The sequence below is a fragment of the Streptomyces sp. NPDC006372 genome, from assembly GCF_040612515.1.
In the GTDB taxonomy this organism is placed as follows: Bacteria; Actinomycetota; Actinomycetes; order Streptomycetales; family Streptomycetaceae; genus Streptomyces.
The window spans coordinates 1-19632 of the sequence record NZ_JBEXQJ010000068.1; the positions used below are offsets into that span (position 1 = coordinate 1).

The following is a 19632-nucleotide window of genomic DNA, read 5'->3' on the forward strand; positions in this document are numbered from 1 at the left end:
CATGAGAACGTCTCGTGAAATTCGATGTTCTGCATTGCGCAGTGCGGATCGGGGCTGACCCTATTCGAAGGCTCGGGGTGGTGGAGCAACATTCGGCCTGACGTAGCCAGATATTCCTGCCAGCCGATCGATTCGCCAGAGGCGCCAGTTTGTGAACCGGTTGCGGCACAGAAATGGCTGGCATGGCTCTCGGTAGCCTGTGCCGTTGAACGGCAACACTACGGGCACTGGGTTCATGGCGACGTTTGTGCGTGTGCAGGTCGCCCTGTGCGGAGGGGCACATCGCCCCCCCCGCCACGGAAGTCCTCTCGGAGGGTCGGCAGTCCGCTTCGCGTCGGTTGGTGTGGTGACTCTGCAGGTCAGCCCATGCTGTCAGTGGTGGCCTCTAGCCTCTGATGCTCAGTTCTGGACGGTCGACCGACGGGTGGGGAGCGTGCAAGGTCTGAGCGGGCGTAATGAGCCGTTCGTGGTAGAGGCGCTGGAGACGTTGTGGGGGAAGTCGAGGGAGCGAGCAGGGGGCAAGACGAACCTTCTGCTGGCGCACCTTCTGGATACTACGGCCGTTGCTGAGCTGCTGTGGGACGGTTTCCTCGCACGGGCAACGCGGTCGGCGCTGGATGAGGTTGCGGGTGGGCCGGGCCGTGGGCGGCGGTTGTTTGCCTGGTTGTGCGGGGTTCACGATTGCGGGAAGGCGACGCCGGCACATCAGCGTTTGTGGCCGGAGGGAGCGGAGGCTGTACGCCGATCGGGGTTGACGTGGGTTGAGTCGGCTGCTGTGGCGGGGGCGAAGCAGCAGAAGCGGTGGCGTCACGACTGGGCCGGTGGGCTGTTGGCGCGAGAGTTGCTGGCTCAGGCCGGGTGGGATGCGGAGCAGCTGGACTGGGTGTGGCCGCTGGTGGCTGGGCATCATGGTGCGTTTCCTTCGCTTCGGGATGTGCAGGAGCCTCGTTCGGCGAAGGGTCAGCTGCGGGGGAGGGGGGCGTGGCGCCGGGTTCAGCAAGCTCTGCTTGATGTGTTCACCCAGGAGGTCGGGTTAGGGTCGCTCGGTGAGGTGGAGCCGATGGTGGTTCCGTCCAGGGCGCTCCAGTTGCAGCTCAGCGGTCTGGTGGTCATGGCGGACTGGATTGCCAGTGACGAGCGCTTCTTCGTGGGCTTGGACGATCTGGGGCTGGTGAGTCTGGATGCTTCCCGTGAGCGGGCGGCGTCGGCGTGGAAGGCTCTGGGGCTGCACGGTGGATGGGGTGCTTTGGGCGTGCCAGGGCCCGAGGCGTTCCGGGACCGGTTCGGTTATGCGCCGCGGCCCTCGCAGGTCATGGTGGTTGAGGCAGCTCGCCGCATGGGCGGTCCGGGTCTCATGGTGGTGGAAGCCCCGATGGGTGAGGGCAAGACGGAGGCTGCTCAGGCTGCGGCGGAAGTCCTGGCGGCCAAATTCGGCGCGGATGGTGTGTTCGTGGGGATGCCGACCCAGGCGACCAGTGATCCCATGTTCACCCGCACGCGTCGGTGGGTGGAGGCGATCGAAGGGGAACTTGCCTCCCGCGTAGTGCTGTTGCACGGCAAGAGAGCGTTCAACCGGGAGTGGAAGGCCCTCCTGGAGGACGCGGATGCGTACGCGGACGAGGCGTTCTGCGGGGTGGATGAGTTTGGTTTGGACAACGACCCGTACGGGGTTGAGTCTGAGGTGCGCGGCGTGCCCGAGCGGCAGGCGCCTGCTGAGTGGTTTCTGGGGCCGAAGCGCGGGCTGCTGGCCCCCTTCGTAGTCGGTACGGTTGATCAGCTTTTGTATGCGGCTACCCGTACGCGGCATGTGATGCTGCGGATGGCGGGCTTGGCCGGCAAGGTCGTGATTCTAGACGAAGTGCACGCCTGTGACGTGTACATGAGTCAGTTTCTGCGGGAGGCGCTGCGTTGGCTGGGCCAGGCCGGGGTACCGGTGCTGGTCTTGTCGGCGACGCTTGCCCCCGCGCAGCGCACAGCGTTGGGCGAGGCTTATCTGGCCGGTGCGGCATCACGTGAGGAGTTCCGGGTCGAGGTTCCGGCGCCGCTGGGGTATCCGAGTGTCACGGCGGCCTGGTTGTCAGCCTCGGGGGAGCCGCAGTTCCATGTGGATGCAACGGACAGTTGGCGCGAGGACCTCGGCGTGGTGGTGCAGGTAGTGCCCGAGGCGGTGCCCGGCGCGGGCACTTCGCGTGAGCAGCGGGAGCGGTTGCAGGCCGAGGCGGATGTAAGGGTGGGGCACCTGCTGGCGAGTGAACTCGTCGACGGAGGGACCGCGCTCGTCATCCGCAATTCCGTTGCGCGGGCGCAGAGTCTCTACGAAGAGTTGCGCGGGCGGTTCGGTGATGACGAGGTGCGCCTTCTGCATGCCCGTTTCACGGTTGCCCGGCGTGCCGATCTGACGGAGGAGTGTCTGCGTCTGCTGGGCCCGAGGACGCCGCGCCCCCGGGGCCGCCGGCTGATCCTGGTGGCGACTCAGCTGGCCGAGCAGTCCTTCGACGTCGACGCCGACATGCTGATCACGGATCTCGCCCCCGTTGACCTGTTGCTGCAGCGGGTAGGGCGGCTGCACCGGCACGAGGACACGTGGCGCCCGGCGAGGCTGCGCGTGCCACGGGTGTTCGTTACGGGGTTCGAGCCGCGTGAGGGACGTGAACCGGCCTTCGCGTTTGCCAGCGGGGCGATCTACGGACGTCATCTGCTGCTGCGGACCGCTGCTGTGCTGCCCGGCGTCGGCGAGGTGTGGTCGGTCCCGGCAGACGTGCCCGGGCTGGTGGGGAAGGTGTACGGGGCGGATGCGTCGCTGCTGCCCGAGGCGTGGCAGGAGGCTGGTGAGGAGGCCTGCCGGGAGCAGGAGAACCGGGACCGGATCCGTGCCGAGGAGGCGCGGAAGTTCTTGCTGACGCCGCACGGTGAGCACGAAAAGCGGACGCTGGCAGGTCTGCACTACGGCGGATCCACAGCGGGCAGCGACGAGGCTTCGTTGCAGACGGCGGTGCGCGACGGTGACGAGTCCGTCGAGGTCGTCCTGGTGGTCCGGGACGAGGACCATGCCTTCCGGACGCTGGCGGGACGGGCCTTGAGCGTCAATGGCGATGTGGCGCCCGATGTGCTGGATGAGGTGCTGGGCTCGGTGGTGCGCCTGCCGTCGAAGTTCACCCAAGCAGCCCAGGAGTTGCGGTCGTTGCCCGGCTGGCACGGACATCCGTGGTTGCGACGGAGCCGTGCGCTGGTGCTGGATCGCTCGCGCAGGGCCCGACTCGGCGACGTCACGGTGTCCTACGACGACGACTTCGGGTTGCGGCAGACGTAGGTTCCGGCGTCGGCCGTGCGGCTGCAGTGGGGCTCGCAGGGGGTGAGGTGAGCCGCCGGGCCGTGGCCCGGCGGCTCGGTGCCCCGCGTGGCGCGGGGGCGAAGCGATTCCCGATCCGCTGTGCAAACAGAGAAGGGGATCATCCCCGCAGCCCGGGCCCTCGCGGGCCGGTCGCTGGGGTCAACGGCCGGATTGTTGCACCTGATTGCGAAATAAGCATGTGGACGCCACAGGGCCACTGCTAGCGTTAAACATAGAAGCTTCCATCGAGGGGGACCGATGAGCCATGGCTTTTCCTTAACGGACGACTCCTGGCTGCGCTTACCGCCAGCCGCAGGGGGACCGGCACAAGAACACTCGCTGCGCACCGCGTTGCTGGAGGCACACGAATTCGGCGACCTTGTGGTGGAGCTCCCCACCCAGAGGCCGGCCGTGTTCCGGCAGGTTCTGCTGGCCGTGGTTCTCGACGCCCTGGGCCGTCCGTCCGACGAGCGCGAGTGGATGAACTGGTTCTCCACACGGCGCTGGTCAAGGGAGCAACGCGGCAAGCTCGAGGCGTATCTGGACACGCATCGCGGGCTGTTTGATCTGTTCGATCCGGTGCGGCCCTTCGGGCAGGTCGCCGGGCTGTGCACCGCGAAGGGCGAGACGAAGAATGCCGGGCTGATCGTAGCGACCGCCGCCACCGGGAACAACGTGCCGCTGTTCGCTTCCCGCACGGAGGGCGACGCCTTCTCGCTGGCTCCGGCACAGGCGGCACACTGGCTGCTGCACACGCAGTGCTGGGACACTGCGGCGATCAAGACGGGCGCGGTGGGCGACCCGAGGGCGAAGGCGGGCAAGACAGTCGGAAATCCGACCGGGCCGCTGGGGCAGATGGGCGTGGCCCTGCTGGTCGGCACGACGCTGTTCGAGACGCTGCTGCTGAACCTCCCGGTCGGGGCGCCGCCGACGTCGGCCGACCTGCCGCAGTGGAGGAGGCGCGAGCCCGACGATCCGCGTTCGGCCGGCACCCCTCAGTGGCAGGAGCGGGCACCCGAAGGACTTCTGGACCTGTGGACCTGGCAGTCCCGCCGGATCCGGCTCTTCCCGGAGACGACCGACGAAGGCCTGCGGGTGACGCGGGTACTGGTCGCTGCGGGGGACCGGATGCCTCACACACCCGAAACCGAGCCGCACACCATGTGGCGAGTAGAACCGACCGGCAGCCGAAGCACGGGGAGAAGCAAGGGCGGCACCACATCCCCGCGTCGTCCTCTGCGCTTGCAGCCCGGCAAGGCCGCGTGGCGCGGGCTCGATGCGCTGCTGGCACCCGAGCGTCAGTCCAGGGAAGCAGGGGAGAAGACGAGCGGGTTCGCCACGAGCAAGCTCCTGGACCAGGCCGGCGCCCTGGCACCCGATCTCGGCGAGGCCTATCCGCTGCGTGTGGAACTCTCCGGTGTCGCGTACGGCAATCAGTCAGCCGTCATCGACGACGTGATGTTCGACGCGCTGCCCCTCCCGCTGGCCGCGCTCGAAGCCGACAGCGACGTCCGCTCAGCGCTTCTCGAAGTAGCTGAACAGGCTGAGCAGTTGGCCACGGCCGTCAATCACCTCTCGGCTGATCTGCGGCGTGCTCTGGGCACCGAACCGATCCCCTGGGACAAAGGGCAGCGCCCCGGGGAGTTCGTCCTGCACGCACTGGACCCGCTGGTGCGGCGGTTGCTGGCCGGGATGAGGGAGGTGGAGGACCTGGAGCGGATCGAGGCCGGGCAGCTCGCCTGGGAGCAGCTTGCCTGGCGCCGGAGCTGGGAGGTCGCTGACCGCCTCCTCCAGGCGGTGCCTGTCGGCGCGTTCGTGGGCAGAAGCGTCTCGCAGGGGGAGGGGAAGCCCGAGCGCACGCACCGCGTCTCGCTGGCCGAGGCATCCTTCCTCAAGCGCCGTGCGCAGATCCTCCACCGCGCCGACGCCCATCGACGCAACTGCCCCACCCCCGACAACCGGTAGGCGGCGAGGCACCTTTCAAGGTGCCCTCTCTAGTCGTCACGCCCTGGCCGGAGGGATCCGGCCATGCCCTCCGCGGGCGTCCTCCCACGCCTTGGTGACACAGCGTCCCTCATCACGTCTGGACACGGCCATGACCGAAGAAGACTCTACGAAGCAGCGCATCTGGCACCGCTACATCGCCGCAGACGGCACCTGGCGCCGCAAGAACGGCACTGCGGCCATGCAGCGCCCGCCCGGCGAGGACCTCGCGGTTCTACGCCGAGGCCTGGGCCGCCCCGCCGGAACCGTGCTGGAGCTGTTCCCGTTCTACACCTGCCCGGTCGACGACTACGCCGCCCGACGCGGGGAGGTCTCGGCCGAGCAGGAGGCCGAGCACGTCGCGCTCGCGCTCTACGGGCTGCACCAGCAGAGCCAGGACCGGCCGATGCACCGCGACGGAGTCGGCCTCGGCCGGGCCATGCTCGAGCTCCGGCGCCACGACCGCACCAGTGACCAGGCCGTCGACTCCCGCTTCCAGCAGGCGTTCTCCGCGACGTCGACGCAGGCACTGCGGATGCGTCTTCGGGGTCTGGTCACCCAGCTCAAGGACATCAAGCAGCCCCTCGACTACGACCGCCTGGCCTTGGACATCCACGACTGGAACCGGCCCGATTCCCGCTCCCGCGTCCGCCGCCGCTGGGGCCTGGACTACTACGCCTGGACCCAGCCGGCACCGGCTCCACGACCCGAGCGCTGAGACCACCAGCACGCCCGACGTCCGCCGCCCCGCAGCGACACTCCCTTCCCACCTGCACACCCGCATCCGCGACGCCCGCAGGCCACGCGGCTACCGCTCACTCACACGACCTGGAGCAACCCGATGACCCAGCGCCTCTACATCGACGTGCACGTCGTCCAGACCGTCCCGCCCGCCAACCTCAACCGAGACGACCAGGGCAACCCCAAGGAGGCCATCTACGGCGGCGTCCGCCGTTCCCGCGTCTCCTCCCAGGCATGGAAGCGAGCGACCCGCCAGCACTTCGACACCCAGGCTCCCGAGCCCGACCGCGCCACCCGCACCAAGCGCATCACCGGTGAACTCATGGCCCGCATCTCGCGGAACACCGGCCTGGAAAGCGAACAGGCCGGCCGGATCGCAGCCGCCCTGCTCGCCCAGCTCGGCCTGAGCCAGGGCAAGAAAGCCGGTGACACCGCCTACCTCCTCTTCTACGGCAACGCCCAGCTCGACGCAGTGGCCGCCCTCGTCACGGACCATGCCGCAGACCTCGCAGCACTCGACGACAAGGCCCTCACCGAAGCAGTCAAGGAACTGCCCGTCGCGCAGACCTTCAAGACCGGGCACCCCGTGGGCGTCGCCCTGTTCGGACGTATGGTCGCCGACATCCCCAAGCTCAACGTCGACGCAGCCGTGCAGGTGGCCCACGCGCTCTCCACCCACGAGACGCAGCTCGAGTTCGACTACTTCACCGCCGTCGACGACCAGAACGAAAAGGACGAGACCGGCGCCGGCATGATCGGCACCATCGGCTTCAACTCCGCCACCCTCTACCGCTACGCCACCGTCGGCTTCGCCCAGCTCACCGACAACCTCGGCGGTGACACACAAGCCGCTCTCGACGCCCTCGACCGCTTCGTCGACAGCTTCGCCCTGTCCGCCCCCACCGGCTACCAGAACTCCTTCGCCCACCGCACCCGGCCCAGCCTCGTCGCGGTCGTCGTGCGCACCGACCAGCCCGTCAACCTGGTCTCCGCCTTCGAAGAGCCCGTCGCGGCGGAAGCCGGCATCCAGGCGAACTCCGCCCGCCGCCTCGCCGAAGAGCACATCACCGCCACACAGGTATGGGGCGACACCCCCCTCTACGCAGCGGCCAGCCACACCTTCACCACCCGCGAACCCCGCACCAAGGACACCGCCGAAACCCTCACCCAGGCCTTCGGTGAACCCGTCACCTTCGCCGACCTGCGCACCACCCTGCACGCGCGCATCACCAACGCCCTGGGGGCACAGGCGTGACACCCTCCGACCCCACCTCCGTCCTTGTGCTGCGGCTCGCCGCACCGCTCCAGTCATGGGGCGACCGCAGCACCTTCAACCGACGTGAAACCCGACCCGAACCCACCAAATCCGGAGTCGTGGGCCTCCTCGCCGCAGCCGCCGGCCGCTCGCGCCACGCCGCACTGGACGACCTCGCCGGGCTGGGACTCGGCATCCGCATCGACCAGCCCGGCAGCATCCTTCGCGACTACCACACCGTCAGCGACCACCGCGGCCAGCCGCTCCTGTCCGCCGCCGTCACCGCCAAGGGCCTGCAAAAACCCACCTCACCCGCCAAACACACCCACATCACCCAGCGCTTCTACCTCCAGGACGCCGTCTTCCTGGCAGCCGTCGAAGGCCCCCAAGAACTCATCACCACCCTCGAACACGCCCTACGCCACCCGGCCTTCCCCCTCGCTCTCGGCCGCCGCTCCTGCGCGCCCACACAGCCCCTGGCCCTGGGCCAGCGCACCGGCTCACTGCAGGACGCGCTGCGCGCCGAGCCCTGGCAGGCCACCCCCGCAGTACGCAAGCGCTGGGGGCACCAAAACGGCAACGCCGCCACCATCGACCTCCCCGCCACCCTCGACGACCCGGCAGGAGACGAAGTCCGCGACGACGTCCCCCTGTCCTTCGCCCCCACCAGCCGGACCTTCACCACCCGCCGTACCCGGCACACCTATCTCGCCGCACCCACCGGCCTCACACCCGACCCCACACGGCCCCCGAATACCGCAGGCCACGACCCCTTCGCCCTCCTGGGCTGGTGACCGACATGCCTTATCTCTCCCGCATCCGCATCAACCCCCTGCGCGCCGAAAGCCGCACACTCCTCGCCAGCCCCCGCGCCATGCACGCCGCCGTCCAAGGAGGCCTTCCCGGCCTGCCCGAACAGGACCGCACCCTGTGGCGGCTCGACGCCGACAACCCCCACCGCCCCCACCTGTTCGTCCTCACCACCGACAAACCGGACTGGACCCACCTCGTCGAACAGGCAGGCTGGCCAGGCGCCGACGGCGAGCACTACGCCGTACGCGACTACGCCCCACTCCTGCAACAACTCGCACCAGGCCGCAGCTTCGCCTTCCGCCTCACCGCCAACCCCGTCCAGAACACCAACCGGCCCGACAAACCCACCGCGCGCCAACAAGCACGCATCGAAGCCGGCGACCGTCGCAGCTTCCGCCTCGGCCACCGCACCGCCGCAGCCCAACTCAGCTGGTTCCTCACCCGCACCCAACGCTGGGGCTTCGACATCCCCACAGCCCCCCACCTGGACACAACCCACGACACCAACGGAGAACCACCCCGCGACATCCGCATCACCACCCGCCAACGCCGCTCCTTCGGCAAAGGCCCGGCCACGGCGAAAGAAGCTCACGTCGTCATGCACTCCGTGACCTTCGAAGGAAGCCTGCGCATCACCGACCCGGCCCTCCTCACCGAGCGCCTCCTGGCCGGCATCGGCCCGTCCAAGGCCTACGGATGCGGACTGCTCACCCTCGCCCCACTCCCCGAAAGGGCATGAACACCGTGCCCGACATCTGTGTCTGGATGGTGGAGTCGGCCCCGTGCCTGCGGGGATCCTCCGCGTGAGCACCCCGGCATCACCCTGGAACAGGCGTCGCCCCTGCGCCTGCGGTGATCCTCCGAAGGCCTGCATGATGCCGGCCTCCTTTGAAGTCGCCCCCGCACCGGCTGGGATGCTCCATGGGCGGTCGAGAACAGCAAGCCCGCCACGCTCGTCGGCCCCGCGCCCGCGCGGGGATCCTCCGAGCCGGAGGAGGAGGTAGAGCCGCGGGTCGAGGTCGCCCCCGCGCCGCGGGGATCCTCCGGTGCTGGTCAGCCTGGATGTCCTGGATGACCAGTCGGCCCCGCGCCTGCAGGGATCCTCCGAGGTCGCCGGGCTCGTGGACGTTGCCCTCGACGTCGGCCCCGCGCCTGCGGGGATCCTCCGCCGACGCAGATCTTCGACGGCCGGATCTACCCGTCGCCCCTGCGCCTGTGGGGATCCTCCGTACGGTGGCGCCCAACCCTGGTGCGTGGCACCGTTGGCCCCGCGCCCGCGGGGATCCTCCAAACGGGAAGTCCACGCTGTGCGGCGGCATCGCGTCGCCCCCCGCGTCTGCGGGGATCCTCCGGCGGAGTGGGCGACGATCTCCGCCACGGCTGTGTCGGCCTCGCGCCCGCGGGGATCCTCCGGTCCGTGCGGACATCACGAAGGGCATCCTCGAGTCGGCCCCGCGCCCGCGGGGATCCTCCGGGCTGTCTCTGGATCGAGCAGGCCAGCCCCCTAGTCGCCCCCGCGCCTGCGGGATCCTCCGAGCTGCGCCCACAGCAGGTTGACAGCGTCTTGGTCGGCCCCGCGCCTGCGGGGATTCTCCGGCGGAGAACGGAACCCTGACCGTAGCCACGCAGTCGGCCCGGCGCCTGCGGGGATACCCGGACGTATGGCGGAACGTGTGGTCAGCCGGCATGTCGCCCCCGCGCCTGCGGGGATCCTCCGTCCGGTATAGACGTGAGCTACCGAAAGCCTGCGTTGCCCCTGCGCCTGCGGGGATCCTCCGCCGATGACCTGCACCCAACCGTCGGCCTGGGTGTCGACCCCGCGTGTGCGGGGATGCTCCGGAACGTATGGAGCTGTGGTCGCTCGGGCTTCAGTCGCCCTCGTACCTGCGGGGATCCTCCGACCCGGCGGGCAGGAACAGTGCGTTGCCTGGGTTGCCCCGCGCTTGCGGGGATCCTCCGATGCCCGGTTCCCGCGCGAGCAGGCTGATCCCATCGGCCCCGCACCTGCGAGGATCCTCCGTGGAGTGGATTCAGCTTCTCCGACGGCGTGCGGTCGCCTCCGCGCCTGCGGGGATCCTCCGGTCGCCCCGGCGACGGCGGTCATGGGTGCGCGGTCGGCCTCGCGCCTGCGGGGATCCTCCTGACTCTCGCACGAGAGTAGCGAGGGGAGCACTGTCGGCCCTGCGCCCGCGGGGATCCTCCGGGGTACGGCGAGTCGATCGACCAGGTCAACGAGTCGCCCCCGCGCCTGCGGGGATCCTCCCATGGACCTGCGGGCGTACGACGAGGACGGCAGGTCGGCCCCGCGCCTGTGGGGATCCTCCGGGCAAGGCAGCCAACCGTGGTGCCGAAAAGACGTCGGCCCCGCGCCTGCGGGGATCCCCCGCGCACCGAGCCGGCCGCCGACGGCGTCCACCGGTCGGCCCCGCGCCTGCGGGGATCCTCCGTTCGTATACGCTCAGATGTGGGGCGAGTCGCTGTTGATGGGGATTCTTGAAAATGGCTCTGTCCGCAGTTCCGTGAACAGCGCAGTGGCCAGTGGGTGGTGTCCCACACCGTGTCAGTAGGCTCGCGATGTGACGGATCACGGCATTGAGTTCCCGGTCTTCCGACTTCATGTTGTGCCAGCGGTTCTCGCCCTTGCGAGTCCCTCGTGGCAGCGCGATGTCTGGCTGCGGCCGGATGAGTTCGAGGACCTGGACTACGTGGTCACCGTTCTGTTCGACGACTTCTGCAACGCAGACGATCCCGCGCCGTGGCTGGGCAAGAGCCTGCGGACGGAGGAGGAAGTCGCGCTCATGAAGGAGCTGGGCAAGGTCTACTCGACCGTGCAGGAAGAAGTAGGTCGCGGTGCCCCGGACGAGGTCTATCTAGACGCTCCAGCCTGGGGCACCGTGATCGCAGTGGCGGGCAGGTTGGCTCAGGTGATGGTCACCAATGACCTCCAGGCTGCGGCTCGCCTGCATGAACAGCTCAACCTTCCTTCCTACCAGAAGCCCACTGAAGGGGCATCGACGGCTGAGTGAGGATGCGAGTGCGGAGGAGTCCGAACGAGGCCCGGCCGTACATGGCTCGCTTGAGCGTTTTCACCCGGTTCACGTGGCCTTCGACGACGCCGGAACTCCAGGGGAGGGTGAGGCCGGCAGTGACCGCGTCGAGGTCTTGGCGGAGGAAGCCGGCGAAGCCCTTCATCGGCTTCGGTGCGTCCTGTTCGGCCTGCCGGATCCACTCCAGCAGCAGGTATCCGCGCTGGTGGCGAACCAGGTCGGCGAACGCCCGAGCGAGATCGCAGGCCCGAGTGATGTCCGGGCAGACGAGCCGGACCTGAAGGAGGCGCTCGTTCTGGCTCTCGGTGAGTGCCTCGCGGGGCCGCATGATCCAGGAGGTGATCTTGCGCGGGCTGGGAATATCGGCCCGCACCGGTTGTGTAGTGCCCGCGCGCAGGGCGGCGAGGTGTTTGCGGACGACCTGGCGACTGCCCCGGTAGCCGCGAGCCTGGATCTCCAGAAACAGCCGGGTGCCGCTGACCTGGCCCTGCGCCTCGGTGAAGCGGGTGTTCAGGTATGCCTTGAACGGCTCCAGGACGCCGTTGGGTCGGCGTTCGCGGGCGGAGACGAGCAGCTGGTCGAGGTCGGTGTCGCGGCGGCGGACGGTCTTGCGGTCGAGGTTCAGACGTCGGGCGATCGCGCTGATCGTCCAGCGTTTCTCCAGCAGGCGGTGGATGTCTTCGTAGCGGTGACGGGTGCGTTCGATGATTTGTGTGCGGGGCAGTTCCGCGGGCGGTGACAGCATCGGGGGTACCTCGGGCACTTCGGTCACCGTCTCTTCCTCGGCGCGTTTGCGCAGGCAGTCGCGGTGCTGGTGGCAGGTCTTCTCCACTGCGGCGGACAGGTTCTGCAGCAGATGCCAGCGATCAGCGACTTCGACGGCATCGGGGGCGGCTTCCCTGACCGCCTTGGTGTAGGCAGTGGCCCGGTCACGGCAGATGATCTCCGCACCGGGATGCTCCTTGAGCCAGGCCGCGAACGTCTCGGAGGTGCGGTCGGGCAACACGTCCACGACCCAGCCGGCCTCGACGTCGACCAGCACGGTGCCGTAGGTACAGCCCTTGCGGAAGGCGAACTCGTCCACCCCCAGCACCCGCGGGGCACAGTCAGGCACCGCCGGCGCCGTCAGCAGCCTGAGCAGACGCGTCCGGCCCGCGGTCAGCTGCAACCGGCGGCACAGCCGTGCGGCAGGACGGCCGCCGAGCTCCATCGCGATCGACCGCAGCCAGCCCACCAGCCCCGTGCTGGAACGGCGGTACCGCGCGGACAGCCCCGGCACCTGCTCTACGAACGTCATGCGCGAACAGCTCCCGCGGTCGCAGAAATACCGGCGCACCCGCAGCCGGACGACGACCCGGCGCGAGCCCAACGGCCGCTCATCCAGTGTGCGTTGATACGTGCTGTGCACGCGACGGGCCTGCCTGCGGCAGTTCGGGCACCGGCCTGGGCAGGCCGTCGACGCTACCTCTACCACCAGGACGTCCGAGAAGTCGCTCACCCCCTCCACCCGCACATCGATCCCGGGAAACAGCACATCCTCAACCGTCTTGCTCGCCACGGCAGGAAGTACGCTGCCGAAACGATCCCGCGTTCTAGCGGCTGACCTGGGGATTCACGGAACTGCGGACAGAGCCTTGAAAATCACCACGTTCGCTCTTCGCCCCACTCGGTCCGGAGTTCAACGGAGTGGGGAGTTTCAACGAGCGAGGTGAGCGTTGTCGGCCCGCGCCTGCGAAGATCCTCCGCGACGCGGGGTCGCGCGCAGGGCAGCGAGCAGGTCGGCCCCGCCCCTGCGGGGATCCTCCCCGGGACACGGTCAAGGCCTACACGCTGGCCGCATCGCCCCGGCACCTGCGGGATCCTCCGCCCCCCAAGGTTCCGAAGAAGGACTAGGAGGAGTCGCACCCGCGCCTGCGGGGTATTCTCCGCCGGTGGGCGTGACCCTTCGCCCCCGCGCCTGCGGGGATCCTCCGCCAGCCACCGCTAGTAAGTCACCGCCCGGCAGGTCGCCCCTGCGCCTGCGGGGATCCTCCGCGGTCAAGGCGCAGGCCGAGTACGCCCGCATCGTCGGCCCCGTGCCTGCGGGGATCCTCCGTCGGGCCGCATCAACGACGTGTCCAAGTCCGCAAGTCGCCCCTGCGCCTGCGGGGATCCTTCGGTGGGCGGCGCCGCCGACCGCATGGGCAAGACGTCGCCCCCGCGCCTGCGGGGATCCTCCCTGAGTGTGAGTGCGGTAGCACACTCCGCAGGTGTCGGCCTCGCGCCTGCGGGGATCCTTCGGCGATCCCGAGGATCGCGTCCGCCCTCGATGTGTCGGCCCCGCGCCCGCGGGGATCCTCCGTTCGGCCGCAGCATTAACACCGCGAAGCGCAAGTCGCCCCGCGCCTGCGGGGATCCTCCGGGCTTTGAGGACTTCAAGCTTGCCGGAAACGGGTTGGCCCCGCGCCCGCGGGGATCCTCCGAGCACCAGCACGGCGACGCCGAGGGCCTCCGCGTCGGCCCCGTGCCTGCGGGGATCCTCCGGGACGAACGCGCGGCTCGGCGTGGCAACGCTCGTCGGCCCCGCGCCTGCGGGGATCCTGCAGACCTCGCCGCCGTGCTCACCGGAGCGTGAGTGTCGCCCCGCGCCTGCGGGGTCCGCCGGCGATGGACGGCATCGGCATCGGCTGGGAGCCGTCGCCCCCGCGCCTGCGGGGATCCTCCCGGCGTGCCATCCAGGGCACCCCAGATCTCGCCGTCGTCCCCGCGCCTGCAGGGATCCTCCGAACGGGAAGTCCACGCTGTGCGGCGGCATCGCGTCGCCCCCCCACCTGCGGGGATCCTCCGTGGAGGACGGCCTGCTCGACGAGGAACCGGTCGTCGGCCCCGCGCCTGCGGGGATCCTCCGCTGGACCCGCAACCCGAGGTGTGCTGACCCTGTGTCGGCCCCGCGCCTGCGGGGGTCCTCCGAACACGCACCGCGCCGCCGCCCGCACAACGGCGTCGGCCCCGCGCCTGCGGGGATCCTCCGGGGACGATGTAGGTGGAGGTTGTCTTCTGGAAGTCGGCCCTGCGCCTGCGGGGATGCTCCGAACGGCTCCGAGGCCGCGCTACCGCTGCTGCGGTCGGCCCCGCGCCTGCGGGGATCCTCCCGGGATGAGCTTCATGCGTCGCCAAAGACCTTCGTCGGCCCCGCGCCCGCGGGGATCCTCCCGCAATGTTCTGCTCAGCGAGCCCGCTGCCCCAGTCGGCCCCGCGCCCGCAGGGATCCTCCGAGTGGTGCTCGCTGGGACGTCCAGCGGCGCCTGGTCGACCCCGCGCCCGCGGGGATACTCCGAGGACGTGATGACGACGACAGCCGTACGACCGGTCCGCCCCGCGCCCGCGGGGATCCTCCGGACGCGCCGGGCGACGTGCCGATGCTGCGCGGGTCGGCCCCGCGCCCGTGGGGATCCTCCACCTGGAGGCGGTGGCTACCGTCGCACCGGCGGTCGGCCCCGCGCCTGCGGGGATCCTCCGGCCAGCGGACCCTCGGGTCGGGCTTCCCTACGGTTGGCCCCGCGTCTGCGGGGATCCTCCGGTCGCCCACTACCTCACCCCCATCACCGAGGAGTTGGCCCCGCGTCTGCGGGGATCCTCCGCAGGTCAAGTCCGCGTCGACGAAGCTCGCCGAGTTGGCCCCGTGCCTGCGGGGATCCTCCCTTGTCGTCCGAGGTGAGCACGTTGACGCCCGCGTTGGCCCCGCGCCTGCGGGGATCCTCCGTACCTGATCAAGATCGGGACCAGGCCGGGCATGTCGGCCCCGCGCCCGCGGGGATCCTCCGCGGGTCAGGGCCGAGCGGGGCACCCAAGCCACGTCGCCCCCGCGCCTGCGGGGATCATCCGAGCTTCCCATCACTGAGCCGGCATCCCACGAGGTCGCCCCCGCGCCTGCGGGGATCCTCCGCGGATCCGGTAGTACGTGCCCGCTGTGTAGGAGTCGGCCCCGCGCCTTCGGGGATCCTCCCACGTTCCACGGCTGGTCAGCGGTCGCGTTACGTCGGCCCCGCGCCTGCGGGGATCCTCCGGGGACGGGGGTGTTGGTGGCCGTGCGGGCTGCGTCGGCCCCGTGCCTGCGGGGATCCTCCGGTCAGGTCGCTCCCCCAGACCGTGACGGGATCGTCGGCCTCGCGCCCGCGGGGATCCTCCGACGAACCGGTGCTCCTCGGCAGACAATCGGTGGTCGGCCCCGTGCCTGCGGGGATCCTCCGGTCATTGGTACCCCCGCCAAGGATGGTGGCGGGTCGGCCCCGCGCCTGCGGGGATCCTCCGAGGGTGGTGCGGAGGTGTTCGGCGGCGGCTCCGTCGCCCCCCGCGCCTGCGGGGATCCTCCGGCGCAGTCCGAGGACAACGAGAACGGCAAGGTGTCGGCCCCGCGCCCGCGGGGATCCTCCGACCACCGGGCCCAGTTCACGGCACTTCAGCTCGTCGCCCCCGCGCCTGCGGGTATCCTCCGGCGCATAGGGCGAAGAGCTTGCCCAATGACGTCGTGGTGGAGCGGTCGGCCCCGCGCCCGCGGGGACCCTCCGTGGCCCGACAAGGACGCCACCGCCAAGAGCCGGTCGGCCCCGCGCCTGCGGGGATCCTCCGGGGACCAGGTAGCCGCCCTGGTTGTCCGTCAGGTCGCCCCCGCGCCTGCGGGGATCTTCCGCGGTACCAGTGGGGCGGCAACGGCAACCCCAGGTCGATCCGGCGCCTGCGGGGATCCTCCGGACTACGCGAAGCACCACGAGACGAACGGGCGTCGGCTCCGCGCCTGCGGGGATCCTCCTCGAGAGGCCGCTCCACCTAAGCAACACGATGAGTCACCCCAGCGCCTGCGGGGATTCTCCGGTCGCGATGGCCAGCACCGGAATCGGCCTGCTGTCGCCGCCGAGACTGCGGGGATCCTCCCTGGAATCGGGTGCCCTCACCGATCCCGGAGCCGTCGCCCCCGCGCCCTGCCTGGATCCTCCGCAGAACGTCACGATCAACGATGAGATGATCGCGTCGCCTCCGCGCCTGCGGGGATCCTCCGGTCAGCACCGTACCGTCGGCGCAGTCGAAGACGTCGCCCCCGCGCCTGCGGGGATCCTCCGCTGGCGCTGCCCTCGACCTGGGTCCGCATCGCGTCGCCCCCGTGCCTGCGGGGACCCTCCGGAGTGGCAGCCCCACCAGGAGCGCAAGTTCGTGTCGCCCCCGCGCCGGCGGGGATCCTCCGAACGGCAAGCGCACGATTGCCGCAGCCATCATGTCGCCCCCGCGCCTGCGGGGATCCTCCGCACAACGCCTCCGCCAAGTTCGCTGAGGAGTAGTCGGCCCCGCGCCTGCGGGGATCCTCCGCACTGCGATGCGTCGGCGCACCCGGTCGGTAAGTCGGCCCCGCGCCTGCTGGGATGTGACAGCAACTCAAACCTAGTCGGCCCGCGCCTGCGGGGATCCTCCGTCCTGGCCCGACTTGGCCGCGTCCGCGAGCCAGTCGCCCCCGTACCTGCGGGGATCCTCCGGACCGCAACGCGGCTGCGGCCATCGCCCGCATGTCGGCCCCGCACCTGCGGGGATCCTCCGATGAACAGCACGTTGCGGACGTACGAGCCGACATCGGCCCCGTGCCTGCGGGGATCCTCCGGGTCTCGCGGAGCGACCCTTCCACCCGGCGCCGTCGCCCCCGCGCCTGCGGGGATCTTCAGGTCCACAGCGTGGACGGGCGCGCCGGCGAGGTATCGACCGCGCGCCTGCGGGGATCCTCCAGTGGAGCGCGGCGACGGTACGGTGCGCTCGCTGTCGACCCCGCGCCTGCGGGGATCCTCCTGAGGTTCGCCGGCAGTGCCCTTGACGCTCCACGTCGGTCCCGCGCCTGCGGGGATCCTCCGCCGAACTCGGGCCAGCGCAGCCACAGCGACGAGTCGGTCCCGCGCCTGCGGGGATCCTCCCGTCTACGTCGACGCCCAGGGCGAGACGATCGAGTCGGCCCTGCGCCTGGGGGATCCTCCGCAGTGGCTGCTGACCTGCGCCCACCACGCGTGGTCGCCCCCGCTCTGCGGAGATGCTCAGGCGTAGTGGGACGAGACGATGGCCTGGTGGCAGTCGCTCCCGCGCCTCCGGGGATCCTCCGGCCGTCTCCCGGGCGTCCGCGATTTCGCCCCTGCGCCTGCGGGGATTCCTCCGGAGTCCGGCGGACCACGTGCGGACGTGGTGGGGCCACACTCGCGCCTGCGGGGATCTTCCTCACGCCGGCTTGATCGAGAACGATGACGTCCTGTCGACCCCGCGCCTGCGGGGATCTTCCATCAACATGGCGGCACTCGGGGACACTCCGGACATCGCCCCTGCGCCTGCGGGAATTTTCCGCGCGTGTTCGACGACGCGAAGCGGATGGCCAAGTTGACCTCGCCTGCGGGAAGTCTCGGCCGAAGGACGACGCATCGTGAACGACCGCATCGTCGTCCCCGGGTCTGCGGGGACCTCCGGGCACCGAGACCCTCGCGACCGCGCTGACCGCGTCGCCCCGCGCCCGCGGGGATCCTCCGTAGAACCCGGCAGTAGGTAGAGTCTGAAGTCGTGTCGCCCCCGCGCCTGCGGGGATCCTCCGCGCAGAGGGTCGGCCGGTCCGTCGAGGTCAGCGTCGCCCCCGCGCCCGCGGGGATCCTCCCTGGTTCAGGGTGATCTGGTGTCCGAGGTCGGGTCGCCCCCCTGCGCCTGCGAGGATCCTCCGGAGTGCCCGGCCTCTCACACCCGCAGTCGTGGAGTCGGCCCCGCGCCCGCGGGGATCCTCCGCTCACCCTCGTCGCCCTCGAAACCGAAGTCGGCCCCGCGCCTGCGGGGATTCTCCGTACAGGCCCGGGGCGAGGGAGACGGCCGGGGTGTCGGCCCCGCGCCTGCGGGGATCCTCCGCGGAGTTGCTCGTCAGTGAACTTCCAGGGTTCGTCGGGCCCGCGCCTGCGGGGATCCTCCCCGGTCCCACGCGGAGTGGCGGGCGATGTCGCCGTCGGCCCCACGCCTGCGGGGATCCTCCCGGCCAGGGCGTGGCGTGGGTGCGGATGCTCAAGTCGGCCCCGCGCCTGCGGGGATCCTCCACCGGAGCGCTCGAGCTCGGCGGCCTGAGAGTGGTCGGCCCCGCGCCTGCGGGGATCCTCCGCCCTGGATCAGCGACTTACCCGCGGCGACCAGGTCGGCCCCGCGCCTGCGGGGTCCTCCGGCTTTCGCGGCCGCGCCGGCGCTCGCGAACGCGTTGGCCCCATGTCTGCGGGGATCCTCCGATCGATGCCGCGGTCGCGGCGGTGCTCGCGTGGTCGGCCCCGCGCCTGCGGGGATCCTCCGCTCGACTGTGTGACGTCGCCGCGCTCCATAGAGTCGGCCCCGCGCCTGCGGGGATCCTCCGCCTGAGCAGTCCCACGACGGATTGCCGTTACCGTCGCCCCCGCGCCTGCGGGGATCCTCCGTGCTCCGACGGGAAGCCGCGGGCCACCATCCAGTCGCCTCCGCGCCTGCGGGGATCCTCCGATGGCCATGGTCAGTGCGGACCGGATGCCTGCGTCGCCCCTGCGCCTGCGGGGATCTTCCCCAGACCAACGACGAGATCGTGGCCGACATCCCAGTCGCCCCCGCGCCGTCGGGGATCCTCCGGATCTCGGTATCCCGGAAAAGGCTGCGCAGGCGTCGGCCCCGCGCCTGCGGGGATCCTCCGATGTTGGGGTTGGTGGGCAGGCCCCGCCAGTTGTCGGCCCCCGCGCCTGCGGGGATCCTCGGGAGGCCCCCGGCATCGTCGTCAGCAAGGTCGTCGCCTCCGCGCCTGCGGAGATCCTCTGGTCTCGCCGTGCTGGGCGGCGGAGAGCCATCGGTCGACCCCGCGCGTACGGGGATGCTCCGATGGAGGAGATCTACGAGATCGACGAGGAGACGTCGCCCCTGCGCCTGTGGGGATCCTCCCCCCGCCACGGTGGTGAGCTGTTCGAGGAACCCCGTCGCCCCCGTGCCTGCGGGGATCCTCCGCGGTGGGCCAACGCGGCGACGGGCGCGGCTACGCCGACCCGCGTCTGCGGGGATCCCCCGAGGTTGTGCGGATCGGCAGGCCGAGGTCGCCCCCGCGCCTGTGGGGATCGTCCGCCGGACCCGCGCGCGACCGGCGCAGGCTCCCTGTCGCCCCCGCGCCTGGTGTCCTGGCCGACCATGCTGGTGACGGCGCAGTCGGCCCCGCGCCTGCGGGGATTGTCCGTTCGGCCAGTTCGAGGCCGCAGACCTGAAGAAGTCGGCCCCGCACCAGTGGGGATCGTCCGGTGAAGATCTGCGCCGTGGTCGGTTATTCGCTGTCGACCCCACGCCTGCGAGGATCCTCCGGCGGAGGTCGGCGTCGAGTGGAAGCTGTACCGGTCGGCTCCGCACAGGTACCGCAAAATGTCTCAACTTGGCGGCAGCAGCGATGAAGGAGTTCAGTCGGCGGTCATTCCAGTCGGCTGTTCTTATGT

Annotated in this window: 8 protein-coding genes; 7 read left to right on the top strand and 1 reads right to left on the bottom strand. The window is 70.4% G+C overall.

Annotation, left to right across the window (positions count from 1 at the left end; translation table 11 throughout):
* Positions 1-235: 235 nt before the first annotated feature.
* The 7 genes from cas3 (at position 236) to ABZ016_RS42190 (ending at position 11149) form a co-directional block, all read left to right on the top strand.
* Positions 236-3310, top strand: coding sequence for a CRISPR-associated helicase Cas3' (gene cas3 / locus ABZ016_RS42160; protein WP_356922103.1), 3075 nt, complete (start codon positions 236-238; stop codon positions 3308-3310).
* Positions 3311-3589: 279 nt separating this feature from the next.
* Entirely contained in the window at positions 3590-5296 is a 1707-nt protein-coding gene (gene casA / locus ABZ016_RS42165) for a type I-E CRISPR-associated protein Cse1/CasA (protein WP_355719946.1), read from the top strand.
* 130 nt (positions 5297-5426) lie between these two features.
* Positions 5427-6032, top strand: coding sequence for a type I-E CRISPR-associated protein Cse2/CasB (gene casB / locus ABZ016_RS42170; RefSeq protein WP_356922096.1), 606 nt, complete (start codon positions 5427-5429; stop codon positions 6030-6032).
* Between the two features lie 123 nt (positions 6033-6155).
* Positions 6156-7310, top strand: coding sequence for a type I-E CRISPR-associated protein Cas7/Cse4/CasC (gene cas7e / locus ABZ016_RS42175; RefSeq protein WP_356922097.1), 1155 nt, complete (start codon positions 6156-6158; stop codon positions 7308-7310).
* Positions 7307-8104 (top strand): type I-E CRISPR-associated protein Cas5/CasD, encoded by a 798-nt coding sequence (gene cas5e / locus ABZ016_RS42180; RefSeq protein WP_356922098.1) that lies wholly within the window; start codon positions 7307-7309, stop codon positions 8102-8104. The genes cas7e and cas5e overlap by 4 nt, the downstream gene beginning before the upstream one ends.
* A gap of 5 nt (positions 8105-8109) precedes the next feature.
* Positions 8110-8862 carry a type I-E CRISPR-associated protein Cas6/Cse3/CasE gene (gene cas6e / locus ABZ016_RS42185; RefSeq protein ID WP_356922100.1) on the top strand — a complete coding sequence of 251 codons (753 nt, stop codon included), beginning with the start codon at positions 8110-8112 and terminating at the stop codon, positions 8860-8862.
* A 1837-nt stretch (positions 8863-10699) separates the two neighbouring features.
* Positions 10700-11149 (top strand): hypothetical protein, encoded by a 450-nt coding sequence (locus ABZ016_RS42190; RefSeq protein ID WP_356922101.1) that lies wholly within the window; start codon positions 10700-10702, stop codon positions 11147-11149.
* On the opposite strand, the gene ABZ016_RS42195 is transcribed toward ABZ016_RS42190, so the two are convergent.
* Entirely contained in the window at positions 11097-12728 is a 1632-nt protein-coding gene (locus tag ABZ016_RS42195) for an ISL3 family transposase (RefSeq protein ID WP_356922102.1), read from the bottom strand. The genes ABZ016_RS42190 and ABZ016_RS42195 overlap by 53 nt on opposite strands.
* Between the last annotated feature and the right edge of the window lie 6904 nt (positions 12729-19632).